The organism is Ochrobactrum sp. S1502_03 (genome assembly GCF_044435015.1).
In the GTDB taxonomy this organism is placed as follows: domain Bacteria; phylum Pseudomonadota; class Alphaproteobacteria; order Rhizobiales; family Rhizobiaceae; genus Brucella; species Brucella chromiisoli.
Genome location: NZ_JAYEXN010000001.1, coordinates 236,005 through 261,709 on the forward strand (window position 1 = coordinate 236,005; position 25,705 = coordinate 261,709).

Here is a 25,705-nt window from a genome sequence, read left to right on the forward strand (position 1 = left end):
TCAATCTGTTTCAATGTTCACATCGGATACAGCATAAGGGTCCGGGATGGCAAGAGCATGAAGGATTTCGCGCTCGCGGCGTTCCATCTCCTCGGCCTCATCATCCGTCTCATGATCATATCCCAAAAGATGCAAAAACCCATGCACGACCAGATGCGTGAGATGGTTATCGAGCGGCTTTCCCTCCTCAACAGCCTCGCGTTCAACCGTTTCGCGCGCGATGATGATATCGCCAAGCATCGGGCCTGGCTGCTCGCCAGCCTTTACAGGGTAAGCCGGGAAGGACAGCACATTGGTGGCCTTGTCCTTGTTGCGCCACTCGGCATTGATCTTGCGGATGGAAGCATCGTCGGTAAAAACCAGACTGAGTTCGCTCTTGGCGGGTTGAAGCCCAAGATTATCCCAGGCCGCCTCCACGGAGCGCTGCACAAGTCCTTCAAGGACTGTTTCTTCCGGCCAGTTGCCGGCTTCGATCATGATATCGATTTGGATCGCGTTGTCTGACACTTCTGCCGCGGCTTGCGATGAAACAGCCGCTCTATCCTTCCAGTTGTTAAAAGAAGCGTCCGCTAAAAAGCGGACGTAATATTTTTAAATCGTCATTATTCTACGCGAATACAAGAATAATTTTGAATTATTCTGACCGGGCATGCTTTTTCGCATCATCGTCGTAAGCGCCAACAATGGCGGCCACCAGTGGATGGCGAACCACATCCTTCTCGGTAAAGCGCACCTTGACCACCGAATCCACGCCCTCAAGAACGCGCAGCGCCTCGACAAGACCGGATTTCTGACCGGGCGGAAGATCGATCTGGCTTGGATCGCCATTGACCATCATGCGCGAACCTTCGCCAAGACGGGTCAGGAACATCTTCATCTGCATGGAGGTCGTATTCTGTGCTTCGTCAAGAATGACAGCGGAATGCGCCAATGTGCGACCACGCATGAAGGCAAGCGGTGCAATTTCGATCACGCCAGCGGTAATGGCGCGTTCGACCTTTTCCGCAGGCATCATGTCGTAAAGTGCATCATAAAGCGGACGAAGGTAAGGATCGACCTTTTCCTTCATGTCGCCCGGCAGAAAGCCGAGACGTTCGCCTGCTTCAACAGCCGGACGAGACAGAATGATGCGCTCGACAAGGCCGCGCTCCAGCAGCATGGCTGCATGAGCAACTGCGAGATAGGTTTTACCTGTACCCGCGGGACCAACGCCAAAAACCAGTTCCGAGCGTTCAAGCGCACGCATATAAGCGTCCTGAACCGGCGTGCGTGCAAAGATTGTTTTCTTGCGCGTCGAAATCTGAGCTGATGAAAGCTTACCCTTATTCTCAAGGGTGGGCAGTATCAGCTGATCATCGGCAGCAATGGCCATGCGCAACGCGCCATCCACATCGGATGGCCCAAGTTCATGGCCCTTCTGCAAGGTTTCGTAGAGATTATCCAGCGCACGCCGTGCCTGTTCGGTGGCGGTGGGTTCTCCGCGAATGGAGAGCTGATTGCCCTTTGAACGCACATCAACGCCGAGCTTCTGCTCAATCCGTGCCAGATTCTCATCGAACTGGCCGTAAAGCGCACTGGCAAGACGGTTATTGTCGAATGTAAGGACGATATGGGCCATATCGGAGGCCCCGGATGCGGCGCCAGTTGCAGAACTTGGCGCAGAACTGGCAGCCGGGCTTGAAATTGTGTTTGTTTGCCTATGGATGGTTGGCTTGGCAGGCTTAAGTTTTTCCGTAGCGCTCAAACGCATCTCCCAAAGGTTCACGCATTGCAATCGCAGTCTTGGCAGGACGTTCGGTCAAAGGCTACGCACCGCGACTACTGCCTGAACAACATCATGCGCTTAGACGCGCTTTTGCGCAATAAGACTATTGGTACCAGTCCCCGTAATTTTTACGCGGATGATTTCACCGACCTGATCGTCATTGTCATCGATGATTGCTGGCAGAAGCCAAGGCGAACGGCCAACCATCTGGCGCTCGAAGCGGCCCGGCTTTTCCAGAAGCACATCCATTTCGCGACCGACCAGAGAATCCTGAAACGCATATTGCTGTTCGTTGAGCAATGCCTGAAGCCGTTGAAGGCGCTCATCCTTGACCGCTTCTTCAACATGATCGGGAAGATCGGCACCCGGCGTGCCCGGACGCGGCGAATATTTGAATGAATAGGCCTGCGCATAATGCACTTCACGCACCAGCCGCATCGTATCTTCAAAATCCTGATCGGTTTCGCCGGGGAAGCCAACGATAAAATCACCCGAAAGCGCCATATCGGGGCGCACTTCACGGATACGCTCAACCAGACGGATATATTCATCGGCCTTGTGGCGACGGTTCATCGCCTTGAGAATACGATCCGAACCCGCCTGAACAGGCAGATGCAAATAAGGCATCAGCTGGCGCAAATCACGATGCGCTGCGATCAGTGTATCATCCATATCGCGCGGATGGCTGGTCGTATACCGCAGACGTGCCACACCGGGAATGCGTGCAAGGCGGAACAGCAACTCGCCAAGCCCCCATTCGCGGCCATCATCGCCTTTGCCATGCCACGCATTCACATTCTGACCCAGAAGGGTCAGTTCGCGCACGCCGCTGTCAGCAAGACGCTCGGCCTCGGCCACAATCTGCGCAACGCTGCGCGAGACTTCCGAACCGCGCGTATAAGGCACCACACAGAACGTGCAAAACTTGTCACAACCTTCCTGCACCGTAAGAAAGGCTGAAACGCCGCGCTTGCGGGTTTCTTCGCGCTTGGGTGCTGGCAGGTGCTCGAATTTGTCTTCGATCGCATATTCGGTTTCGACGACCTTTTCGCCGCCACGCACACGCGCAAGCGCATCCGGCAGGCGGTGATAGGTCTGCGGTCCGATCACCAGATCGACATTGGGCGCACGGCGCAGAATTTCCTGCCCCTCGGCCTGCGCCACACAACCGGCAACGCCGATTGTCAGTTCCTTGCCATTTGGTCCGCGTGCATCCTTCATCTTGCGCAGCCGACCCAGCGCAGAATAAAGCTTTTCCGATGCCTTTTCACGAATATGGCAGGTGTTGAGCAAAACCAGATCGGCATCATCGGGCGTGTCAGTCGCAACATAGCCCTCAGCGGCAAGGCTGTCGGCCATGCGCTGGCTGTCGTAGACATTCATCTGGCAGCCATAGGTTTTTACAAAAACCTTACGCGTGTTGCTGCCATTCGGGTTTGTCTTGATATCGGTCATATTTTCGCTCATGCGCGGCTATCTAGCGTCTTTATCGCTGCTTTGGAAGGCGACAAACTAACACTCTCAGAGCATTTCCTATTTAGAATGAATCATAGGGAATGCTAAATCTCTTTGTTTTTATCGCATTATCCCACGCAAAATCGCTCCGCACTTTTGCTGGAAATGCTTTAATCTTCCGCGATTTCGCGCCCGAGCAGCGAGGTCTGCAACAACGCCCTCACCCGGTTCTCCATGGTGCGCGCCAGCGCCTTGCGGTCCGTTTCGGCGGTGACCACAATCGGCTCGCCAAAACGTATTTCAACATCAATGGCACCTTCGCGCAGAATGCCTTTGAGATGCGGCATCAGCTGAACATCGCCCGGCCATGAAGCAATCGGGCGATGGTATCGGCCCATCGCCATGCCATGCACGCCGGTATAGGCAATCGCGACCGGCTGCACGATGACTTCCGGCACGCCTGCTTCCCGGATTGCGGCATGGGCTGCACCAAACAAAGCGGTCTTAAACGGCAGCACACGATTGCCATCCGATGTCGTTCCTTCGGGAAACAGCACCATGGCGTCACCATCAGCCAGACGTTTTGCAATGTCAGAGGTTTGTTCGCCGGTCTTGCCGCGCCGTTCACGCTCCACAAACACCGTGCGCTGCAACACGGCAAAGAAGCCAAACACCGGCCAGCTTCTGACTTGTGATTTGGCAATGAAAGACACCTGCCCCGCAGCCGAAAGCACGACAATATCGCTCCACGATGCGTGATTGGCAACCAGCAGCAACGGTCGGCCTTCCGGCATCTCGCCGACGATTGTAATGCGGAAACCGAGCAGGCGCGCAATGATACGATGGAAGAAATTCGGAAGCCGTCGCTTCCATGTGTTTTTGAGTTTCAAAAACACATATTGCACCGGAATGAGCGACAGGCTGAGCGCCACCATGGCTGCAACAACCAGAATAATGCGGATGGCACCGATCATTGCGGCCTCACCAGATCGCGGCGCAGAATGAAAGCCGAAGAACGGCCATTGGCCGTTTCATAATAGGCAGGGCGATCACCGACCTTGTTGAACCCCATGCGGCGATAAAGAGCCAGTGCTGCGACATTGTTTTCATCGACTTCCAGAAACAGCGTCTCGGCGCGCTCCTGATAGAGATAGCGCAGCACGGCATCCATCAACGCATGGCCGATGCCCTGCTTGCGCACCGCATTGGAAACCGCAATGGTGAGAATTTCCGCCTCACCGGCAACGAGCCGCGCCAGCACAAAGCCACACGCCTTGCCCGGCTTGCCTTCGGGCCGCGCCACAAAGCCAAAAACGCTATCCTGCGCGATCAGCGAACGGAAATCGTCCGAACTCCATGCGTGATGGAAGGAAAGCGCATGAACTCTTTGAATTTCGCCGCTGTCATGAACATCAAGCTTTTCCACCGAAACGGGTTTGCTACCGAAGCGCAGAAACGAAAGTCCCATCACCGCGCATCCCCGTCCGCCCTGCGCGGCAAGGCAAATCCGGTTTGTGGCTTCACATCCGGTCCGCGCATATAGAGCGGCTTTGGTGCTTCACCCGGCGCGCCGATGGCTGCAAGCTTTGCATACGTGCCGATTTGACCCGTTGGCTCAGGGCGCACGACACTGAATGTGCCAGCCAGAATTTCATTGAGCGCAGCAGCAGCCGAGCCAGCCAGAACCGTTTCAGACGGCTGTTGCTGAATAAGCGTCAGCGCTTCGTCACGCGCGAGCACCATTGGCCCGGTTGTGGCCACCGCATCACCACCAAAGGCCTGCGCGTAGATTTCACCGCGATGCGCTTCAAGCAGCACCAGAACCGGCTGTCCCGGCTGGCTGAGCGCTACTTCAGCGGCAAGCGCATCAAAGGCGCTGATGCCCATAGCCGGACGGCCAAGAGCCAGTGCAAAACCGCGTGCCGCAGACACACCAATGCGCACGCCGGTAAATGATCCGGGACCGACATTGACCGCCACGCGATCAAGTTCAGTCATGGCAATACCGGATTGCTCCATCACGCGCCCGATATAGTCCATCAAAACTTCGGCATGACCTTTTCCGATATTCTCGCTTATTTTGGCAAGAACCCTATCCGTGCGCGAATCATAGACTGCGGCAGCACACCAGGAAGAGGCGGTATCAAGGGCAAGTATCTTCATGAGCCATCGGGTAAATCAGAAATCGGCTTGCGACAAGCAAAACACATGAATCTTGCGAAAATTACTACATATTTTCGGAACAAAACGCCATGCACGGCGTTAAAATTGAGGATGCGGGGCAATTTTCAATTTCGTATCCCTGAACCGGCCTTTCATTGAGATCTGGCGGGACCGGTTTCAGAAAACAAATCTGTTTTTCAACAGCGGTTTCTCAACGTTGGAAAAAGCCGGATCGTGCAAAGGATATGAGGATAAAATGTCCAAGAAGTCGATGCATGCAACCCGCAACGATCTTCCCTCCAATACAAAGACCACGATGATTGCGCTGCTGAATGAAAATCTGGCTGCGACCATCGATCTTGCCCTCATCACCAAGCAGGCGCACTGGAACCTCAAGGGGCCTCAGTTTATCGCCGTGCATGAATTGCTCGACACGTTCCGTTCCGATCTTGACGGTCATGTGGACACAATTGCAGAACGCGCCGTGCAGCTTGGCGGCACCGCCTATGGCACGACGCAGGTTGTCGCAAAAGACTCCAAGCTTAAAGCCTATCCGACCGATATTTACGCTGTGCACGACCACCTGAACGCACTGATCGAGCGTTATGGCGATGTCGCCAATCTTGTGCGCCAGTCGATTAAAGATGCTGATGAAGCAGGTGATGACACGACCGCAGACATTTTCACTGCTGCATCGCGCAGTCTCGACAAGGCGCTGTGGTTCCTGGAAGCCCATGTTCAGGAAAAAAACTGATTTTAGTGCTCTAAAGACCTATAAAAAGCCCGGCTCTAAGCCGGGCTTTTCATTTGCAACAGTTAATTAGCCCATTCGCCGCCACGCATCACAGGCTCGCGGCTGCCATCTGCATTGACGCCATCAACGTCAATCTTGTCAGATCCGATCATCCAGTCGATGTGAATGAGGCTCGAATTGCCGCCCTGCGCTTTGATCTGTTCTGGCGTCAGCTTTGCGCCATCAACAAAACATTTCGAATAGCACTGGCCGAGCGCGATATGGCTCGCAGCATTTTCATCAAACAGCGTGTTATAGAACAACAGCCCGCTCTGCGAGATCGGTGAGGAATGCGGAACAAGCGCCACTTCGCCCAGGCGACGTGCGCCTTCATCGGTATCCAGCACCTTGTTGAGCACTTCTTCGCCACGGCTTGCCTTGGCCTCGACAATGCGGCCGCCTTCAAAGCGCACCGAAATATTGTCGATCAATGTTCCCTGATGCGACAATGGCTTGGTGCTCGATACATGGCCTTCAACGCGCAACGCATGGGGCGTGGTAAAGACTTCTTCGGTCGGGATATTCGGATTGCAGGTAACGCCATTCTTTGCCGTCGATGCGCCACCATGCCATTCATGGCCATCGGCGAGACCGACCGTCAGGTCGGTACCCGGACCCTGAAAATGCAGCGCACTATAGGCCTTTGCATTCAGAAAACGCGTGCGGGTGCGCAGCGCTGCATTGTGTGCGGCCCATGCCCCGACCGGGTCATCGACATCAACGCGGGAGGCTGCAAAGATCGCATCCGCCAGCTTGCGGGTCGCAACATTTTCCGTTTCATTCGGAAACATCAGCTTGGCCCATTCCGGGTTCGGATAGGAAATGATGTTCCAGTTGATGTCAAAACCGGCAATCTTTTCGAGTGCTGGCTGATAGGCTTTGGAATTGGCGCGATTGGCGCGCGAAACCTTTGATGCATCCTGCGCCGACAGCAGCATCGGATTATCGGCTGCAATGGCAAGACGGGCCGCCCCATTGGCATAGGCTTTCGCCATGCCTTCATAGAGCCAGTCGGCTGCACGATCAAAGCTTTCATCGCTTGCATTTTCATACCGTGCCAGCGCGATTGCATCATCTGAGAAAAACGGCGTGACAAGACCCGCGCCTGCTTTATAGGCATGTTTTGCAATCAGGCGTACCAGCGGCAGAGCAACAACGGGCGCCGTGATGACAAGGTCCTGTCCTTCGCGCAATTGCAGGCCCACACGCACGGCAACTTCGGCCAGACGTTCGAGTTTTACCGGATCGATGACGGGAGCGTTATTGTCAATTGCCATAGGGCTGCAAACCTCGTGTTTGAAAGAATCAGCGGCAGTGTATCAGAGCCCTTAATTTCACCACTCTTTTTCCTGCAACTGCGCTATATTCTTATAGCGGTCGATAATTTTTTGATTTTACGAGAGCAACTTCATGAAGAAAACTGTGCTTCTTATCCTCGGTCTGGCGGGACTGCTTGCAGGCTGTCAGACCATGACACCGGAACAGCGCCGTGCAGCAGATGAACAGACCTGCCGCAATTATGGTTTCAAACAAAGGACCGATGCTTTTGCAAATTGTATGATGCGGCTTGATCTCGACCGCCGCGCAGACAGTCGTGCATGGCAAAACAGAGCTGATTTCTACGATGGACCGATGGTAATTTATCAGCCAGTTCCCGTTGCAGTGCCCGTCAAATAAAAAAGCGCCCGCTAAGGGCGCTTTTTACATCTCAAGCTCTTGTTAGAGCGGTGCTTCCGGGCGTTCCTGCGACAGAAGCATCGCGCCGATTGCATCGACGTGCTTTTTGTCAGCCGCATATCCGAGTGACACATTTTGAACGTTTGGTGCCGTTTCATCAAATGTCGGCTGATAGCTTGCCACCTGCATCACAGCCGGCTTTTCAGCTGGCTTCACAGGAAGGGTCGCGAGCCGGTTGCCACGAGCCTGTGGGCCCGAACCATCATTCTGCCGCGCTTCAACGCTGTTAGCTGCTTCGGCCAGAGCAACCTGAACAGTTGGCTGCGCCTGCGGAACAGGAACATCCTGCTGCGATGTCACGTTATAGAACGGGCCATCGGGCATGGAAGGCGACTGTGGTGTTGATACATAGGCCAAATTGTAAGGTATCTGCGGAACAGGATTCTCCAACGCACCATCGCGGCCACGCTTTTCATAGAAAGAGTTTCCGCCAGCAACCAGCACATAATGCATGTTGCGATAGGGGAACTTGAGGCCCGCCGTGTGGAAGAACATCGCGTTTTTCAGCTTTGGATGACGCTTGCCCTTGAGAACGGCATCGGCTGCGGCCTCAACATCCGGCATTGCCTTGGAATTCATCTTGCGGCTCAAAACACCGGGCGCAAACTGGTTTTTCTGCCCCACAACGCCACAGATTGTGTCGGGATAGCTGCCCGATGCAAGGCGGTTCATTACAACTGTACCGACAGCCATCAGACCATCCGGGCTTGAGCGGTTTGATTCAAAGAACATCGCGCGCTCAAGGCACTCGCGGTCTCTGGCAGTGTAGGTGAAAGTCTTAACGCCATTGACGGTCTTGACGTGGCTGGTCGCCGCTGTCTTTTCCGTCTTGGCCTTGGTTGTTCCGCCTGTCGTCGTGCAGCCCGTCACCAAAAACGGTGCTACGAGCAACCCGATAACAACAGGCCATTTCCATTTACCAGCGCGCGTCAACGGACAAATCTCATAATTAGACCCCTTACCTGATCCAGCCTGTCATACGCGCCGCATAGGCGCTTGCAAAACCGGCTATGATGCAAAGCCAAATAGAACGAAAATCAAAAATCGACTGTTTTGCAGTTACGCATCGACTACAAGGTTTTTGAATTTTTAGGCCAAAAAAAGGCAAAGGGTCAAATTTCAAAATTCACGTCACCAATAGGATGATGATGAAATCAACTTGAATCATAAGCTTGAATTTTGCTGCAAACCCTTCAAATATATTAATAAATCCTTAATGAGACGCGTCAATTCTTATAAGGTATTGATTTAACGCGATTCAATCTGGTTACACACAAGCCACATCAGCGCCCCAATTCCCATTTTCTTTCAAGTTTTTAGCAATCGGAATTTTGGGCCAAAAAAGCACGTCGAAAACGCTGTTTTCACCACGCCAAATAAGTGCCTTCAACTTTATCGACAAAACTGTAATATCGCGTGAGAAGGGCCATTCCGGCGCTGCTGAAGACCATAATTTCCGAATCGGCTGTTGTTATGGGTGAGGCAGAAAGCCTCTCACCAAACAAAAATCTCGCCGCTTTTTTCAAGCAGCGAGATGCCAATATACACATTTGAGGATGCCTGAACGGCTATCCAAAGGAATAGCCCGCGCCGCGCACCGTGCGGATCGGATCAAGCGCGCGACCGAGATTAATGGCCTTGCGCAGACGTCCGACATGCACATCCACCGTGCGGTCATCGACATAAATATCCGGTCCCCAGACACCATCCAGCAGCTGACTGCGCGAGAAGACGCGGCCCGGCGACATCATGAAATATTCGAGCAGACGAAACTCTGTCGGCCCCAGGCGGATTTCTTTTTCCTTGCGATAGACGCGATGCTGCTGACGGTCGAGCACAAGCTCTCCGACTTTCAGCACATGCGAAAGCACGCTTGGATTGGCGCGGCGCAGCATGGCTTTAACGCGGGCGAGCAGTTCCGGTGTCGAAAAAGGCTTCACCACATAATCATCGGCACCCACACTCAAGCCCCGAACGCGTTCGCTTTCTTCGCCGCGCGCCGTCAACATGATGACCGGCAGGCGCTCCGTCTCTGGCCACTGGCGCAGACGGCGGCACAGTTCAATGCCGGATACGCCCGGCAGCATCCAATCAAGAATAAGCAGATCCGGTACGTTTTCACGCAGTGCAATCTCGGCTTCATCGCCACGCAATATTGTATCGACGTGGTAGCCTTCGGCTTCGAGATTATAGCGCAACAGCACGCTCAGCGCTTCTTCGTCTTCGACCACAGCAATCTTGGGTGCCTGTGACATGCAGAGTTTCCTATCGGGTTAAGCGTGGCGACAAATGCAATTCCCCCGTTCGACCGCGTGCCGCCGCGCCTTCATACATATTTGAAATGGCTCGTCGCATTGCTACGGCAAGCCACGTTTTCAGGATTTACGCGCCTCATCCACGACAATGCCGTGGCTCAGATCTTCTTTCGGGCGTTCCGCAGGCATTTGCAGGCCAGTCACGATATAATAGACCGTCTCCGCAATATTGGTCGCATGATCGCCAATGCGCTCGATATTTTTGGCGCAGAACAGAAGATGCGTGCAGGCAGAAATGTTGCGCGGATCTTCCATCATATAAGTCAGCAATTCGCGGAACAGCGAGGTGTACATCGCGTCAATTTCGTCATCGCGATCACGCACGATATTGATCTGCTGGACCGAACGCGTTGCATAGGCATCAAGCACGTCTTTGAGCTGCGTGAGCGCCAGTTCAGCCAGGGTTTCGAGGCCGCGATAAAGCTTGCCCGGCTGGCGCGATTCCGAAACAGCGGCAACACGCTTAGCAATATTCTTGCCCAGATCGCCCACGCGCTCCAGATCGGCAGAGATGCGGATTGAGCCGATGATTTCGCGCAGATCCACCGCCATTGGCTGACGCTTGGCAATGATCATCACAGCCTTGTCGTCGATCTCGCGTTCGCTGGCATCGAGAATAAGATCATCGGAAATGACGCGCTGTGCCAGCGCGTTGTCGGCATTGACAATCGCTGCAACGGACTGCTCGACCATGCGTTCGGCATGACCGCCCATTTCCGCAATCTTGTGGGTCAGGAACTGAAGTTCTTCGTCATATGCGCTAACGGTGTGCTGGGACGCCATAATAGACCTCAAAGTAAAGGTGGCAGGGAAGCGGAACCGAACCGGCTCTCGCTTTTGCTGAAATATTCCTTAGCCAAAACGACCGGTGATATAGTCCTGGGTGCGTTTTTCGGTCGGTGCGGTGAACATCACATCCGTGTCGCCCACTTCCACCAGATTGCCCAGATGGAACATGGCAGTGCGCTGCGAAACGCGTGCTGCCTGCTGCATGGAATGGGTCACGATGACGATGGTGTAGTTCTGGCGCAATTCGTCGATCAGCTCTTCTACCTTGGCGGTTGCAATCGGATCAAGGGCCGAGCACGGCTCGTCCATCAGGATCACTTCAGGGCTCACAGCAATGGCGCGTGCAATGCACAGACGCTGCTGCTGACCACCGGAAAGACCAGTGCCTGCATCATGCAGACGATCTTTGACCTCTTCAAAAAGGCTGGCCTTCTTGAGGCTTGTGACCACGATTTCTTCGAGATCGGTCTTGTTGCGGGCAAGGCCATGGATACGCGGACCATAGGCAACGTTTTCAAAGATCGATTTCGGAAACGGATTGGGCTTCTGGAACACCATGCCGACGCGGGCGCGCAATTCAACAACGTCGATCTTAGGATCGTAAATATCCTCGTTGTCCAGCGTGATCTTGCCAGCAATGCGGCAGCCTTCGATCGTATCGTTCATGCGGTTGAGCGAACGCAGGAAGGTCGACTTGCCACAGCCCGATGGGCCGATCAGCGCAGTGACCATCTTTTCGGGCACGTCCAAATCGACTTCGAACAGTGCCTGTTTTTCGCCATAGAACACACAGACCTTGTCGCCACGCATTTTAATCGAAGGGGCGTTGGTGTTCATTTTTTCTCCTACGACTTTTTCGAGAGATCGTTCAGTCATGAGATTCATCATTTCTCTCCCGTTTACCAGCGGCGCTCGAAGCGGCGGCGCAGAATAATTGCTGCAATGTTCATGACGGCGAGGAACAGGAGCAGGACGATAATAGCGCCTGATGTCCGTTCTACAAAGGCACGCTCGGCTTCATTGGCCCACATGAAAATCTGCACAGGCAGCGCCGTTGCAGGATCCATTGGGGTTGCTGGCATATTGGCAACGAAAGCCACCATACCGATCAGCAGCAGCGGAGCTGTTTCACCCAGTGCCTGCGCAAGGCCGATAATTGTACCGGTCAAAATGCCGGGCGCGGCAAGCGGCAGCACATGATGGAACACCATCTGTGTCTTGGATGCACCAAGACCAAGCGCAGCAGAGCGGATCGATGGCGGCACGGCACGAAGGGCTGAGCGCGTTGCAATGATGATGGTTGGAAGCGTCATCAATGTGAGCACCAGACCACCCACAATCGACGCCGAACGCGGCAGATTGAAGAAGTTGATGAAGACTGCAAGACCGAGCAGACCGAAGACAATCGATGGCACAGCCGCCAGATTGTTGATGTTGACTTCAATAAGGTCGGTCAGGCGGTTCTTCTTGGCATATTCTTCGAGATAAATCGACGCAGCCACACCGATGGGCAGTGCGAGCACCAGCACGATCATCATCATGTAGAAGGAACCGACCAGCGCAACACCCAGACCCGAAGTTTCCGGACGGCTGGACGCACCATTGGTGAACAGGCCCCAGTTGAAAGCCTCGCTCATGATCCCTTCATCGCTCAGCTTCTTGATCCATGCAAACTGACGGTCGGAAACCTTGCGGTTTGCCTCAGGCACCGAGAGATCAATCTGGCCCTTATAGGCCGAGTCAATGTCCGCAGCAGCCAGAACCGGAACGGTCTGCGTTGTGCCAATCAGCGACGGATTATCCATCACCATCTGGCGAAGCTGAACGCGGACACCATCGGAGAAGAAGCGTCCGACTTCGCGCATTTCTGCGCGATTTGTGGATGCCACACCGAGTTTTTCCGCCAATGCATTGCGCACCAGAAGCGGATAATTGGCCGTGATCAGCACATTCGGATCGGTTGCCAGTTTGTTACCCGGATCGATAACCTGCGCATCAAGCTTAACGGGCAGGTAAATCGTCGTCTGTCCAAACGCTGTATAGCCCTTCGAGAAAACCGAGAACAAAAGCGCGAAGAGGAAGAACACGCCAATCGCAATGGCGAGGATGCCATAGAGGCGGAAGCGGCGTTCGGCAGCGTAGCGACGCTTGATCCCGATATCGCGGCGCTGGGGCTTTGTTACCGCAGTGCCGGCATTGAGAGTTGAATCGGTCATTATTCGTACTGCTCCCGGTACTTGCGAACGATGTAGAGCGCAAAGATGTTCATGATCAGCGTCAGGACAAAGAGGGTAATACCCAGCGCAAAGGCAACCAGCGTCTGCGGCGAATCGAATTCAAGATCGCCCGTGAGCTGACTGACGATTTTGACAGTGATCGTCGTCATGGCTTCAAAAGGATTGGCGGAGAGACGTGCGGCAACACCGGCTGCAAGCACCACGATCATGGTTTCACCGATCGCACGCGAGGCTGTCATCAAAAGGGCGCCGACAATACCGGGAAGCGCTGCTGGCAGAACGACACGCTTGATTGTCTCGGAGCGCGTGGCACCAAGGCCAAGCGAGCCATCACGCAGCGAGCGCGGCACCGCGGTGATAATATCATCGGAAAGCGATGACACGAACGGGATCAGCATCACGCCCATGACCAGACCAGCGGTCAGCACACTCTGCGCCATGATGAAGCCCTGACCGCCCGCAATGGCCGCCGAGAGATCACGCAGGAACGGGCCAACCGTAATCAGAGCGAAGAAGCCATAAACAATGGTCGGGATACCGGCCAGAAGTTCTAGCACCGGCTTGACCACAGTACGCACACGCGGTGAGGCATATTCAGCCATATAGATCGCCGAGAACAGGCCAACCGGCACAGCAAACAGCATGGCAACAAAAGCAATATAGAGTGTACCGGCCAGAAGCGGGATCAGACCGAACTGCCCGACTTCACCACCCGAACCTGCGGCTGCAAAGCGTGGGTCCCACACGGTGCCAAAGAAGAAGTCCATCGGAGCAACCGACTGGAAGAAGCTCACAGTCTGAAACAGCACAGAGAAAACGATGCCGATGGTTGTGAGAATTGCGATGCCGGACGCAGCAATCAGCCCCCACAAGACGATGCGCTCGACATTGTTGCGCGCCCGTGTGCGGCGCTTGATGCCGGAAAGACCGAAAATCAGGCCAGCAACCGCGATAACCAGAGCAATTGCGCTGCCAAGCGTATGGGAAACCTTGTTTGCCTTATCAAGGAACAGAGCAACCGGGACCATATAGTCCTGACCTTCGGTCGCAAGCGCCACGCCCTTCGAGCCGAGCACGTCGCGCGCTTCCTTGTAAGTCTGCGGGAAACTGTCGATTTCAGCAGGCGTCAGCTTCTGCATGCCATCGGAGAGACTGCGGATCATGCTGAGCTGCAGACTGCGCTCGGAATAAGAGCCGTCCTCAACGGCAGCAGGCATTTGTGCTGTCGCGGTGTGATCAAGATAAACGGATGTGCCGATCGCCCAAACCGCCAGAAACAGCACTGCCGGTAACGCGGAAACGAGGAAAACCCACCAGCCATGATAAAGCGGGCGGGAATGCATTTTCTCTGCATTTGCACCTGCGGACCTGGCAGGCTGCGCCTTGTCAATTGCAACGGCGCGCTGACGACCTATGAAGAATCCGATCAGTCCGATTGCAACGACACTGACGAGAACCAGAAAGAAGGACATTCAATTTCCCCGGTTACCCCAAAAAATGCAGAAACAGCTTACCGATACAATAAAACAGCCAGCTTATTTCCACGCGAATACGCTTGTCATACCCAACCAGCGCCAAAGAGAAAGAACGTGGGGGCCAATGATCCCCACGTTCCACAGCTCAAAGCTTACTTAACTGCCAGAACCTTGCCTTCAGTGAAGGCAGTGCGCTGTGCTTCACGTTCTGCATCTGGCGCAGGAACCAGACCGTATTCAGCAAGCGGGCCGTCCGGGCCGACCATCTGTTCAGACAGGAAGAAGTCTACATATTCCTTGAGGCCCGGAATGACGCCCAGATGCGCCTTCTTCACATAGAAGAACAGCGGACGCGAAACCGGATATTCACCCGAGGCAACGGTGTCAGCCGATGGCGTTACGCCATTGACAGTGGCAACCTTGAGCTTGTCAGCATTGTTTTCGAAGAAATAGAGGCCGAAAACGCCAACGCCCTGCTTGTTGGAACCGATACGTGCCAGCGTTTCGCTGTAATCGCCATCAATATCAACAGCCCTGCCGTCCTTGCGGACAGCGATACAGGCGGAAGCGGCGGCCTTGTCATCAAGACCGGTCTTCTTGATTTCTTCAAGAGCGCCCGATTCTTTGCAGCCGTCAGCAAGAAGCTTTTCTTCAAAAACTTCACGGGTGCCATGCTTTTCGCCAGGGATATAAGCCGCAATGTCCCAATCCGGCAGGTCTGCATTGACCTGATTCCACTTGGTGTTTGGATTGTCTACGAGCTTGCCGTCAACAATAACCTTGGCAGCAAGTGCCTTATAAAGGTCAACCGGGGTAAGCTTCCAGTCCGGGCCGTTTACATCTGTTGCAAAGACGATACCGTCATAACCGAAACGGACTTCCTGAACGTCCTTGACGCCTGCGTCGATGCAGGACTTGAGTTCCGTTTCCTTCATCGGACGCGATGCGTTTGCAATATCGATGGTGTTTTCACCAACGCCCTTGCAGAATTCTTTGATGCCTGCGCCAGAGCCGCCCGATTCAACAACCGGCGTCTTGAAGTTCGGATAGGTTTCACCAAAGGTTTCGGCAACGATCTTGGCATAAGGCAAAACGGTCGAGGAACCGGAAACCTGAATCTGTTCGCGCGCGTTTGCTGCGGAAACCGACAATACGGCAGCAATTGCGAGCGCTGCGGTCGAGGAAATCATCTTGTTCATGAGCACCAGCCCCTGTTGTAAAAGACACATGACGAAAAAGCGTCAACAGCCATCTACGCGCTCTATATAACAGTCATATGACAGCTGTGTAACAGCTTTGTATCATTCAAGCATGGGTGCGGTTTCATGCCTATATATGCAAACATAATAATATATGACTCACGCATTGGGGCGAGAAAGAACATAAGCGGCGGAGCCCAGCATGAAGATTGCAACGCCTATCGCGAGCCATGGCCCCGGCTGCGCACCCCACCAGAACATGCCATAGCCGAATGCCATGCCAAGGCATGCATATAGTTTTGCTTTGGGGGGAATCGCGCCACGCTCACGCCATTTGATGATCATCGGACCAAAACGCGGATCGGCCAGCAGACGCGCCTCGAACTTCGGCGAGGAGCGCGCAAAAAACCATGCAGCAAGAATGATGAAGATCGTTGTTGGCATCACCGGCAGAATGGCACCGACGATACCAAGAGCCAGCATCAGCAAACCGAGGCAGAGATAAACAATACGCTTGCCCGCCGAGACCGGCGGCAATTCTTTATCGGCATCGTCCTGTTGCGTATTATCCTGCATGATATTCCATTCTGAAGATGAGCGCTTATAGCAGGATTTTGGCTTTTGCATGCATAGGAGGCGTGGACAAATCTGCGTCATCACGCAGGGTTTCAACAAAAGTTACAGCAAGGACTCCAAACTTGATCATCAAAAAAGCATCCACAGGTTGCAGTTTTCGCGAAAAAGGCCGGATTTTGTCATCTTATGGATTCCGATGGAAAACTAGCCATACAAATAAAAATTGTATTGGCTTGGCTAAGCCATCGCCCTGTCGCAAGCAGATTTTCTTGAGGATTACGCTTAAAAACATGACTCAAGGCCGTCATCCTCCAAATCCTAACGAATCGTAAGCAGATTTACAGAGATAATGCGATTCAATCCCAAATATTCCTGATTTCTTCTTGATAATCTAAATAAACAACGTCCAGTATAGGATGATATTCCGCTGAGATAATCGATTCTATCCCCTCATTATACTCTCAATAACATCACGCCATCGCCACATTTAGATTCCAGTTGGCACCGGTCTTTATCAGTCATGACTGTGAAGGCCTTTCGAAACGACTATTGGAATCACAATGAACTTCAAAATCCGTATGGCTATGCTCGCCGTTGCGACAACCGGTCTGTTCTCGATCACCGCAATGGAAGCTCAGGCTGCGCGCTGTGGCGGTGCTTCCTGGTATGCGCTGACCTCCCGCACGGCATCGGGCGAACGCATGAACCCAGCCGGTTTGACTGCAGCGCACAAAACATTGCCACTGGGCACCAAGGTTAAAGTGACCAACCAGCGCAATGGCAAATCGCTTGTCGTGCGCATCAATGACCGCGGCCCTTTTATCAAAGGACGCGTGCTTGATCTCTCCAAGGGCGCGGCTCAGCGCCTTGGTTTCGTGAGCGCAGGCCACACCAATGTGTGTTTCACACCGCTCTAACTACTTGATTTAATAAATTATATTGAAACCGCTATGGCCGCCATAGCGGTTTTTTTGTATGCATTTACACACGCAAAAGATGTATATAATCCACACCACCCGTGTTAACCATTAATTAAGAAGTTGGGCGAAGGCGCCACAGTCTTAATTGACTCAGGCCATGTTTCATATTTTAACTTTTCGTTAATAAATGCCCGTTGCGGGCTGTGAAAAGGGCGTTGAGTATGTTTTGTGTAGTTCGCTCCAGCTTGAAACTTATCGCTGCTGCCAGCATTGGCATTGCCGCTCTCACGCTCAGCTTTGGTGCGCAGGCTGCCTCCGGCCCTTTCATGCAGACGGGCAAGCTCACATCACAGCCAATCGGCCATTACGAATTCTGCAAGCGCGAAGCCGCTGAATGCAGCATCGTGAGCCGCGATACACGCGCGCTTTCGCTCAACAACAACAATTGGCAGCACATTCAGGCGGTCAATCTTTCGATCAATGAACGCATCAGGCCGATGACCGACATGGAAATCTACGGCGTTGAGGAATATTGGGCTTACCCGACCACGGTTGGCGATTGTGAAGATTACGCTCTGCTCAAGCAGCGTGAGCTGGCCAAGGCTGGCATTCCGATGACCGACCTGCTGATCACCGTCGTGCGCAAGCCGGACGGCGAAGGCCATGCCGTTCTGACCGTTCGCACGGATCGTGGCGACTTTGTTCTCGACAATCTGACCGACGAAGTTTTGCGCTGGGATGAAACCGACTACACCTATCTCAAGCGTCAGGCCGCCAACAATACAGGCCGCTGGGTCAGCATCGAAAGCCCGGACAATCTGCTGGTTGGATCGGTTAAATAAATTCAGGCAGAAGCGATCAGCCTTTCCGCTCCCATCCGATAGGAAATCGCACCGGCGAGGTGTATCCGGCTGATCTGATCGACACCGTCGAGATCAGCGAGAGTACGCGCCACTTTCAAAATGCGATGATACGCGCGGGCGGAAAAACGCATCTGTTCACTGGCATCGCGCAACAGTTTGATACCGGCAGCATCAGGCTTCGCCACGTCCTCAATCAGATTTGCCGAAGCATGGGCATTGGTCATTGATGAATCGAGCCCAAGGGCCGAATAGCGTGCGCTTTGGATGGCGCGCGCACGCGCCACACGCTTGGCAACGCTCTCGCTTCGCTCTGATTGCGATGGCTGAATGAGATCCAGTGCTGAAACGGCAGGCATATCAACGCGCAGATCAATGCGATCCAGCAATGGACCAGAAATGCGCGCCTGATAATCGCTCTGGCACCGCGGCCCGCGTGCGCAAGTATGCCCCGGTTCCCCTGCCATGCCGCAACGGCAGGGGTTCATTGCGGCAATCAGTTGAAAACGCGCCGGATAGCTGGTGCGGTGATTGACGCGCGCAATCATGCACTCACCGGTCTCAAGCGGCTGGCGCAAGGAATCGAGCACCTGCGGTGTAAACTCGGGAAATTCGTCGAGAAACAATACGCCATTATGCGCAAGTGAGACCTCGCCCGGGCGCGCACGCAAGCCACCGCCGACCATGGCCGCCATAGACGCCGAATGATGCGGGTCGCGGAACGGTCTTCGATCGGAGAGTTTTCCGCCGGAAAGCTCGCCCGCAATAGAGGCAATCATCGAAACATCCAAAAGCTCGCGGGGGCTAAGTCGTGGCAAAATGGAAGGCAAGCGTTGCGCCAGCATGGATTTGCCTGATCCGGGTGGGCCGACCAGCAGCAGATTGTGATTGCCTGCGGCGGCAATCTCCAGCGCACGTTTGGCCGTCTCCTGCCCTTTGATGTCAGCCAGATCGGGCGGCACATCGATTGAAACGCGCATGGAAGGCTCAGGCCGGGTCAGCACCTGCGAGCCTTTGAAATGATTTGCCAGCGCGATCAGGCTGCGCGGTGCAAGGATATCAATATCAGCGCCGGCCCATGCCGCCTCCGATCCGCAGGCATGGGGACAGATCAGCCCCTTATCCTCACGATTGGCGCTGATTGCTGCGGGAAGAACACCCGCAACAGCGGTAATCGTACCGTCAAGCGACAGCTCGCCCAGCATCATGTAAGATTGAATGGCATCGGCAGGAATCGCACCGATGGCCGCCATCAGCCCCACTGCTATGGGAAGATCGTAATGCGAACCCTCTTTCGGCAGATCGGCAGGCGCCAGATTAACCGTCACCCGTTTGGTCGGCATGGAGAGGCCTGAGGCATGGAGTGCTGCCTGCACCCGCTCCCGGCTTTCCGCCACGGCCTTATCGGGCAGGCCGACAATCGACATGCCCATTTTTCCCGGCGCCACCATCACCTGCACATCGACAGGCACCGCCTCTATGCCTTGAAAGGCAACCGTTCCAACGCGCGCTACCATATGCCCCCGCATAACACGCAGCACAGCTATAAAGTGAGCAAGTGCTTAAATACAACCAAAAGATTTAAGCATTTTCAGTGAATGCAATCAAGAGAAAGGGCCAGTCTGATTGTGTCAGACCGGCCCTATCATTATCATCTTTAAGATGTGATCTTATTTACGCTTGGCTTCAACAGCGTCCCAGAAGAGCGCTGCAATATTGGTGCCGTCAAAGCGCTCAATTTCGCGAATGCCTGTTGGCGAGGTCACATTGATCTCGGTCATGTAATCCCCGATCACGTCGATGCCGACGAGAATAAATCCACGTTCCTTGAGCGACGGGCCAATGCGCGCGCAGATTTCCTGCTCGCGCGCAGTCAGCTTGCTTTGCTCTGCACGGCCACCAACATGCATGTTGGAACGTGCGTCGCTTTCCGAAGGCACACGGTTGATTGCACCCACCGGCTCGCCGTCAATCAAAATGATGCGCTTGTCGCCTGAGCGCACATCCTTGAGATAACGCTGCGCAATGAACGGCTCTTTGAAGAGCTGGCCGAACATTTCGAGAAGCGAAGTGAGGTTGCGGTCGCCATCGGCCAGATGGAACACGCCTGCACCGCCATTGCCATAAAGCGGCTTCAAAATAATGTCGCCAAACTCGCGGCGAAAATCCATAACCTCTTGCGGGTCTTTGGTGATCAGTGTTTCCGGCATCAGATCCGGAAACTCGGTGACGAAAATCTTTTCCGGGCTGTTGCGCACCCATGCCGGGTCATTCACCACCAGCGTCTTTGGATGGATACGCTCCAACAGATGCGTATTGGTGATGTAATTCATGTCGAATGGCGGGTCCTGACGCAGCAGCACCACATCCATATCAGTCATGTCACGGCGCACAGGCTCGCCAAGCGTGAAATGATCGCCCTTGATGTCGCGCACTTCCAGCGTCTCAAGTCGCGCCGAAACAACGCCGTCACGCATGGAAAGCCGGTCAGGTGTATAGTGATAGAGTTCGTGGCCGCGCTTCTGCGCTTCAAGCGACAGAGCAAAGGTGGTGTCACCTGCAATATTGACCGTGCTGATATGGTCCATCTGGACCGCAACTTTTAGCGACATGATTTCCTCGCGATTCTTAGTTGCCGGAACTTAAAACGGATTCAACAAGCAATATAGTCCTTTCTGCTTACACAAATATTTGTAGCTGGATCGCAGCCCTGCGCTTGATTATGCTGACGGTCACCAAAATCGGGAGGAGCAGGTGAGCGCAGTCAAGACAACCATATTTGCCGACCATATTGCAGAGTTGGGCGAAGGTCCGGGTTATGATCCACTGACCGCGCAATGCTGGTGGTTCGATATTCTGGGGCAGCGGCTTATTGAGAGAGACGACAGCGGTGAAGTGCGCGCGCATGATCTTGGTATGAAAGCCAGTGCGCTTGCGGTCATTGATCGTCAACGCCAGCTGATTGTCAGCGAACATGGCCTGTTCGTACGCGAGCGCGCAAATGGACGCCTGACGCTGCATCACCCGCTGGAAGCTGAGAATGACATAACGCGCTCCAATGATGCGCGTGTGCACCCATCCGGTTCCTTCTGGATCGGAACCATGGGCAAGAAAGCCGAGAAAGATGCGGGTGCAATCTGGTGGTATCGCGAAGGGCAGGTAAAAAAGCTTTTCTCCGGCATCACGATCACCAATTCGATCTGCTTTTCACCCGATGGCAGGATCGCCTATTTTGCAGATACCGACCGCAATATTATCTGGCGGGTTGATACCGATCCCGAAACCGGTCTGCCCACTTCTGAAAAGAGCGTGTTTCATCATCGCGTAGAAGATGGTGGGGTTGATGGCTCGGTGGTGGACGCGGAAGGCACGCTGTGGAATGCCTGCTGGGGTGGGAGTACGCTCAATGCCTATTCGCCGCAAGGGCGTCTGATCCGCTCAATAAAATTGCCGGTTACGCAGCCGACCTGCCCGGCCTTTATCGGTGCGGACGCCTCTGTGCTGATTGTCACCAGCGCATATGAGGGCATGAATGAAAATGCCCGCAATGCGGATCCGCATGCGGGCAAAGTCCTTTTGCTTGATCTGTCAGTCAGTGGTCGTCACGACCCACCGGTCAGGCTTTGAAGGTCAAACCCCTTCAACAATGACGATTTCGCCATCCGCCACAGTCTGGCGGATGGCTTTTGCCGCCTGATATTCGGGCGAATTATAACAATCGAGTGCGTGCTGCATCGTTTCAAATTCGATGATGACATTGCGGGCCCGGCCCGGTCCTTCGACGGCTTCAGCCTTACCGCCGCGCGCGATAAACTTCGCGCCATAGCGCTCAAAAGCTGGCTTGGCAGTGGAAACATAATCCTTGTAGCGCTCCGTATCACGGGCATCCACACGGGCAATCCAATAGGCTTTGGTCATTGTTTTCTCCTCCAGCAACTTATAGAGCCGACTTCATCTCTTCCAAAATGGCAAGGGCTGAAGCCCGGCGATCACTGGCGTTCACGATCGGGCGCCCAACGACGAGATGGCTTGCACCGGCTTTCAGCGCATCGGCAGGCGTCATGACGCGCTTCTGGTCGCCCTTGTCGCTGCCTGCCGGGCGAATGCCCGGTGTGACAACAGCCATCTCAGAGCCGATCGCCTGGCGGATCGCAAAAGCTTCGGCGGCCGAAGCCACAATCCCGCCCATGCCCGCATCACGCGCTTGCTCGGCACGCTTCAAAACCAGCGCTTCCGGTGTATCGGAATAGCCCGCTTCTTTGAGATCCCCCTCATCCATCGAGGTCAGGACCGTCACGCCAAGCAGGCAGAGATCAGAGCCTTTCGCCGCTTGCACAGCCGAGCGCATGGCTTTTGGATAAGCATGCAGCGTGAGCATCGAAACGCCCATCTTCGCAACATTTTCCACGCCCTTGGCGATGGTGTTGTCGATGTCCAAGAGCTTCATGTCGAGAAAGACTTTTTTCTTTGCCGCAATCAGGCTTTTTGCGAAATCAAGCCCGCCAGCAAACACAAGCTGATAGCCGATCTTATAGAAAGTGACTGCATCGCCGAGTTCTTCGACCACTGTCTCCGCTTCAGCAATGGTCGGCACATCGAGGCCCACGATCAGGCGATCCCGCAAATCTTTCGTCGTCATGCTATTCTCCGCTGTGATTTCTGATTTATTCGCACAACAGGGCGCGGTACGAAAGATACCGCGCCCTGAAATATGCGGATAGTACGGATTATCAGCGGCCCGGATGAACCGAATGCTTGATCAGACTTTTGCAAACAGCGCTCAGCATCTGTGCCTGACGTTCGTTTTTGAGCGTCCCATCATCATGGAAGGCATCGGCAGCACCACTGACCGAACATTGTTCGGTGACAACCTGCGTTCCAACAGCCATCAACACGGCGCGCAAATGATAGAGTCCGCGCATTCCCGCAAAAGCGCCGTTGGAGGTTGAGCAAAGCCCGACCGTCAACCCCGCATAAGGCTTGAGCGGCTTGTCGCCATCCTTTGAAATGCGGCTGATCCAGTCGATTGTGTTTTTAAGAAGCGGCGGGATCGATGCATTATATTCCGGCGAACAGATCATCAGCCCGTCATGCTCGGCCAAGAGGCGGCCAAGTTTCATGGCATTTTCGGGAATGCCTTCTTCGGCTTCCAGATCCTCATTCATCATCGGCAGCGGATAATCGGCCAGCGAAAGATGTGTGACCTTCGCACCCTGTTTTTCGAGTTCTTTTTCAGCCGCATCTGCCATATGGCCCGAAAAGGCTCCCTTGCGAATAGAACCGGCAAAAACCAGAATTTTTGCTGTCATAGAATTGCTTGCTCCGTGGGAATTCAGACGAGCGGGCTGCGATAGACCCAGAGCTGCGCAGGCGGCACATTGCGCACGACAAAGTCGTAATGCTGCACGATGTAATTGCCCTTGCCCGCTGGCACCGGCGGACGCGGGCCATAGGTAATCTGTATGAGCGGACGGCCGCGCGGCAGACGCGACAACAGGCTTTCCATCAGCCGAATGCGGCTTTCCATAGGAAAATTCAGCATGGGAACAGCGGAAACAATACTGTCGAATTTCTGATCTTTCATCTCGCCAAGCGCCAGGTCAAGATCAAACACATCGCCATGAATGATGTTTACATCAGGGTAAGTCTTGCTGAGATGCTCGACAAAATCCGACGAATATTCAACGCAGTAAAGATCGGCCGGCTTCACGCCATGCGCAAGAATGGCTTTGGTGATAACACCGGTGCCCGGCCCGAGTTCAAGAACAGGCAGGCCTGATTTGGTATCAATGACGCTCGCCATGCGTCGCGCCGTAATCGAGCTTGTCGGCAATATCGCGCCGACCGCTTTCGGTCCGTCTATCCAGCCTTTGAAAAAACGGATTTCCTCATCGAACTTAGCGGCCAGTTTCCTGCCGAGCTGCACTGCCATTCCAATTGCTCCCACTGTCGTTATCAGACAAGTTACCGTATCGGCCCGAAAATCAAAACTTATTTTTGGAAAGCGCGATGCGGCATTTTCAACGAGCAGAGTGTCATTTGTGCGGCCAAAATGCCAAACGGCAATACTTTTAGCCGTTATAGTGCGTTTGTACGGTTAAAAGACCGCAGAGATCATCCTATTTGCGGCCAGACTACCCTCTTAAATTATTTAAGCAGGACAGGATCAGGGCGAGGCGTAAAAAAAGGGAGCCATTCGGCTCCCTTTTTTTTACTCACCTATACCTTCGAAAAACTCCTTCATCCGCGAGAAGAAGCCTGACGATTTGGGGCTATTCTCTTTGGATGAGAGCTGTTCAAACTCCTCAAGCAGCTCGCGCTGCCGCTTGGACAGATTCTGCGGCGTCTCAATGTCGATCTGGATATAAAGATCACCCACGGCCTGCTGGCGCAGAACCGGCATGCCCTTGCCCTTGAGGCGGAATTGCTTGGCGTTCTGTGTGCCTTCCGGCACTTTCACGCGTGTTTGTGTGCCATCCAGCGTGGAAACCTCAAAGTCACCGCCAAGAGCAGCCGTGGTCATTGAGATTGGCACTTTGCAATAAAGATCGGCACCATCGCGCTGGAAGAATTCATGCGGTTTGACTGACAGGAAAATATAAAGATCGCCCGACGGTCCGCCGCGCGTTCCCGCTTCACCTTCTCCCGCCAGACGAATGCGCGTTCCGTCTTCAATGCCTGCCGGAATATTGACCGAAAGTGAGCGCTCCTGCGTCACACGGCCCTGACCGTGACACTTGCCGCATGGGTCCTTGATGATCTGGCCACGACCATTACAGGTTGGGCAGGTGCGTTCAACCGAGAAGAAGCCCTGCGATGCGCGCACACGGCCAGAGCCGGAGCACATGCTACAGGTGGTCGGCTGTGAGCCAGCCTTGGCGCCAGAGCCGGAACATTCATCACAGGTAATGGAAGTCGGCACACGAATCTGTGCGGCCTTGCCGGAATAGGCTTCTTCCAGGCTGACTTCCATATTGTAGCGAAGATCGGCACCACGTTCGCGGCCGCCATTGGAGCGGCGGCGACCGCCACCCATCATCTCGCCAAAAATATCTTCGAAAATATCGGAGAAACCACCAGCGCCACCAAAGCCGCCACCGCCAAAACCATTGCCCATACCGCCATTTTCAAAGGCTGCATGACCGTAACGGTCATAGGCTGCACGCTTCTGCGGATCTTTGAGCGTTTCATAGGCTTCGCCGATTTCCTTGAACTTGCGTTCAGCATCCGGATTATTCGGATTGCGATCCGGATGATATTCCATAGCCAGCTTGCGAAAAGCGCTTTTGAGCACCTTATCGTCTGCTGTTCGCTCCACACCCAGAGCTTCGTAATAATCGATCTTCATCGTTCGTTATCCCGACGGCAGGAGCGAGCGCAAGAAATGCGGCTCCACGGTCCCATTTGGCGCAGATCGCTCA

The 25,705-nt window shown here is 54.2% G+C and carries 27 protein-coding genes; 5 read left to right on the forward strand and 22 right to left on the reverse strand.

From position 1 onward, the window contains the following. The 6 genes from ybeY to tsaB all read right to left on the reverse strand — a co-directional run bounded on the left by ybeY (nt 1) and on the right by tsaB (nt 5,383). Nucleotides 1-507 carry an rRNA maturation RNase YbeY gene (gene ybeY, locus VBH83_RS01090; protein ID WP_265982543.1) on the reverse strand — a complete coding sequence of 169 codons (507 nt, stop codon included), beginning with the start codon at nt 505-507 and terminating at the stop codon, nt 1-3. A gap of 127 nt (nt 508-634) precedes the next feature. Beyond that, nucleotides 635-1,744, reverse strand: a complete 1,110-nt coding sequence (locus VBH83_RS01095) for a PhoH family protein (protein WP_396995976.1) — start codon at nt 1,742-1,744, stop codon at nt 635-637. A gap of 99 nt (nt 1,745-1,843) precedes the next feature. After that, nucleotides 1,844-3,232, reverse strand: a complete 1,389-nt coding sequence (gene miaB, locus VBH83_RS01100) for a tRNA (N6-isopentenyl adenosine(37)-C2)-methylthiotransferase MiaB (RefSeq protein ID WP_265982539.1) — start codon at nt 3,230-3,232, stop codon at nt 1,844-1,846. Nucleotides 3,233-3,390: 158 nt separating this feature from the next. Then, nucleotides 3,391-4,194: a 1-acyl-sn-glycerol-3-phosphate acyltransferase gene (locus VBH83_RS01105; protein ID WP_265982538.1), complete on the reverse strand. Its 804-nt coding sequence runs from the start codon at nt 4,192-4,194 to the stop codon at nt 3,391-3,393. After that, a complete protein-coding gene (gene rimI / locus VBH83_RS01110; protein ID WP_265982537.1) occupies nt 4,191-4,691 on the reverse strand; it encodes a ribosomal protein S18-alanine N-acetyltransferase in 501 nt (166 codons plus the stop codon). Before rimI ends, VBH83_RS01105 begins: the two co-directional genes overlap by 4 nt. Beyond that, complete coding sequence (gene tsaB, locus VBH83_RS01115) at nt 4,688-5,383, reverse strand: tRNA (adenosine(37)-N6)-threonylcarbamoyltransferase complex dimerization subunit type 1 TsaB (RefSeq protein WP_265982536.1); 696 nt, start codon at nt 5,381-5,383, stop codon at nt 4,688-4,690. Before tsaB ends, rimI begins: the two co-directional genes overlap by 4 nt. A 256-nt stretch (nt 5,384-5,639) precedes the next feature. Between tsaB and dps the strand changes: the two genes are divergently transcribed. Further along, nucleotides 5,640-6,137 carry a DNA starvation/stationary phase protection protein Dps gene (dps, locus tag VBH83_RS01120; protein ID WP_265982535.1) on the forward strand — a complete coding sequence of 166 codons (498 nt, stop codon included), beginning with the start codon at nt 5,640-5,642 and terminating at the stop codon, nt 6,135-6,137. Nucleotides 6,138-6,199: 62 nt separating this feature from the next. On the opposite strand, the gene VBH83_RS01125 is transcribed toward dps, so the two are convergent. Then, complete coding sequence (locus VBH83_RS01125) at nt 6,200-7,453, reverse strand: aminopeptidase (protein ID WP_265982534.1); 1,254 nt, start codon at nt 7,451-7,453, stop codon at nt 6,200-6,202. A gap of 133 nt (nt 7,454-7,586) precedes the next feature. Here VBH83_RS01125 and VBH83_RS01130 point away from each other — a divergent pair, with 133 nt between their 5' ends. Further along, nucleotides 7,587-7,853, forward strand: coding sequence for a hypothetical protein (locus VBH83_RS01130; protein WP_265982533.1), 267 nt, complete (start codon nt 7,587-7,589; stop codon nt 7,851-7,853). Between the two features lie 42 nt (nt 7,854-7,895). On the opposite strand, the gene VBH83_RS01135 is transcribed toward VBH83_RS01130, so the two are convergent. The 8 genes from VBH83_RS01135 to VBH83_RS01170 all read right to left on the reverse strand — a co-directional run bounded on the left by VBH83_RS01135 (nt 7,896) and on the right by VBH83_RS01170 (nt 16,504). Continuing rightward, nucleotides 7,896-8,846 (reverse strand): cell wall hydrolase, encoded by a 951-nt coding sequence (locus VBH83_RS01135; RefSeq protein WP_265982532.1) that lies wholly within the window; start codon nt 8,844-8,846, stop codon nt 7,896-7,898. 635 nt (nt 8,847-9,481) lie between these two features. After that, complete coding sequence (phoB, locus tag VBH83_RS01140) at nt 9,482-10,168, reverse strand: phosphate regulon transcriptional regulator PhoB (protein WP_094505949.1); 687 nt, start codon at nt 10,166-10,168, stop codon at nt 9,482-9,484. Nucleotides 10,169-10,288: 120 nt separating this feature from the next. After that, complete coding sequence (gene phoU, locus VBH83_RS01145; protein ID WP_187543658.1) at nt 10,289-11,011, reverse strand: phosphate signaling complex protein PhoU; 723 nt, start codon at nt 11,009-11,011, stop codon at nt 10,289-10,291. Nucleotides 11,012-11,080: 69 nt separating this feature from the next. Then, complete coding sequence (gene pstB / locus VBH83_RS01150) at nt 11,081-11,854, reverse strand: phosphate ABC transporter ATP-binding protein PstB (protein WP_250039376.1); 774 nt, start codon at nt 11,852-11,854, stop codon at nt 11,081-11,083. Nucleotides 11,855-11,916: 62 nt separating this feature from the next. Continuing rightward, complete coding sequence (pstA, locus tag VBH83_RS01155; RefSeq protein WP_265982526.1) at nt 11,917-13,233, reverse strand: phosphate ABC transporter permease PstA; 1,317 nt, start codon at nt 13,231-13,233, stop codon at nt 11,917-11,919. Further along, complete coding sequence (gene pstC / locus VBH83_RS01160; protein ID WP_265982524.1) at nt 13,233-14,726, reverse strand: phosphate ABC transporter permease subunit PstC; 1,494 nt, start codon at nt 14,724-14,726, stop codon at nt 13,233-13,235. Before pstC ends, pstA begins: the two co-directional genes overlap by 1 nt. Nucleotides 14,727-14,881: 155 nt before the next feature. Further along, the gene (locus tag VBH83_RS01165; protein WP_265982522.1) at nt 14,882-15,928 is read right to left on the reverse strand and encodes a PstS family phosphate ABC transporter substrate-binding protein; all 1,047 of its coding nucleotides are present in this window, start codon (nt 15,926-15,928) and stop codon (nt 14,882-14,884) included. Between the two features lie 159 nt (nt 15,929-16,087). Continuing rightward, nucleotides 16,088-16,504, reverse strand: coding sequence for a YbaN family protein (locus VBH83_RS01170; protein WP_396995983.1), 417 nt, complete (start codon nt 16,502-16,504; stop codon nt 16,088-16,090). Nucleotides 16,505-17,064: 560 nt separating this feature from the next. Here VBH83_RS01170 and VBH83_RS01175 point away from each other — a divergent pair. Next, a complete protein-coding gene (locus VBH83_RS01175) occupies nt 17,065-17,421 on the forward strand; it encodes a septal ring lytic transglycosylase RlpA family protein (protein ID WP_187543663.1) in 357 nt (118 codons plus the stop codon). A 224-nt stretch (nt 17,422-17,645) separates the two neighbouring features. Next, a complete protein-coding gene (locus VBH83_RS01180; RefSeq protein WP_265982519.1) occupies nt 17,646-18,266 on the forward strand; it encodes a transglutaminase-like cysteine peptidase in 621 nt (206 codons plus the stop codon). A gap of 2 nt (nt 18,267-18,268) precedes the next feature. Here the strand turns inward: VBH83_RS01180 and VBH83_RS01185 are convergent, their stop codons facing one another. Further along, nucleotides 18,269-19,801 carry a YifB family Mg chelatase-like AAA ATPase gene (locus tag VBH83_RS01185; RefSeq protein ID WP_265982517.1) on the reverse strand — a complete coding sequence of 511 codons (1,533 nt, stop codon included), beginning with the start codon at nt 19,799-19,801 and terminating at the stop codon, nt 18,269-18,271. Nucleotides 19,802-19,954: 153 nt separating this feature from the next. Beyond that, nucleotides 19,955-20,896, reverse strand: coding sequence for a glutathione synthase (gshB, locus tag VBH83_RS01190; protein ID WP_265982515.1), 942 nt, complete (start codon nt 20,894-20,896; stop codon nt 19,955-19,957). A 142-nt stretch (nt 20,897-21,038) separates the two neighbouring features. Here gshB and VBH83_RS01195 point away from each other — a divergent pair, with 142 nt between their 5' ends. After that, nucleotides 21,039-21,911, forward strand: coding sequence for an SMP-30/gluconolactonase/LRE family protein (locus tag VBH83_RS01195; RefSeq protein WP_396995986.1), 873 nt, complete (start codon nt 21,039-21,041; stop codon nt 21,909-21,911). A gap of 3 nt (nt 21,912-21,914) precedes the next feature. On the opposite strand, the gene VBH83_RS01200 is transcribed toward VBH83_RS01195, so the two are convergent. From VBH83_RS01200 to dnaJ, 5 genes are all read right to left on the reverse strand, one after another. Then, nucleotides 21,915-22,202, reverse strand: coding sequence for a DUF1330 domain-containing protein (locus VBH83_RS01200; RefSeq protein ID WP_007872716.1), 288 nt, complete (start codon nt 22,200-22,202; stop codon nt 21,915-21,917). A gap of 19 nt (nt 22,203-22,221) precedes the next feature. Then, entirely contained in the window at nt 22,222-22,923 is a 702-nt protein-coding gene (pyrF, locus tag VBH83_RS01205; protein ID WP_265982508.1) for an orotidine-5'-phosphate decarboxylase, read from the reverse strand. 91 nt (nt 22,924-23,014) lie between these two features. Further along, nucleotides 23,015-23,593, reverse strand: coding sequence for an NADPH-dependent FMN reductase (locus VBH83_RS01210; protein ID WP_265982507.1), 579 nt, complete (start codon nt 23,591-23,593; stop codon nt 23,015-23,017). Nucleotides 23,594-23,616: 23 nt separating this feature from the next. Further along, complete coding sequence (gene pmtA, locus VBH83_RS01215) at nt 23,617-24,216, reverse strand: phospholipid N-methyltransferase PmtA (RefSeq protein ID WP_265982506.1); 600 nt, start codon at nt 24,214-24,216, stop codon at nt 23,617-23,619. A gap of 279 nt (nt 24,217-24,495) precedes the next feature. After that, nucleotides 24,496-25,632 (reverse strand): molecular chaperone DnaJ, encoded by a 1,137-nt coding sequence (gene dnaJ / locus VBH83_RS01220; protein ID WP_265982505.1) that lies wholly within the window; start codon nt 25,630-25,632, stop codon nt 24,496-24,498. Nucleotides 25,633-25,705 lie beyond the last annotated feature (73 nt).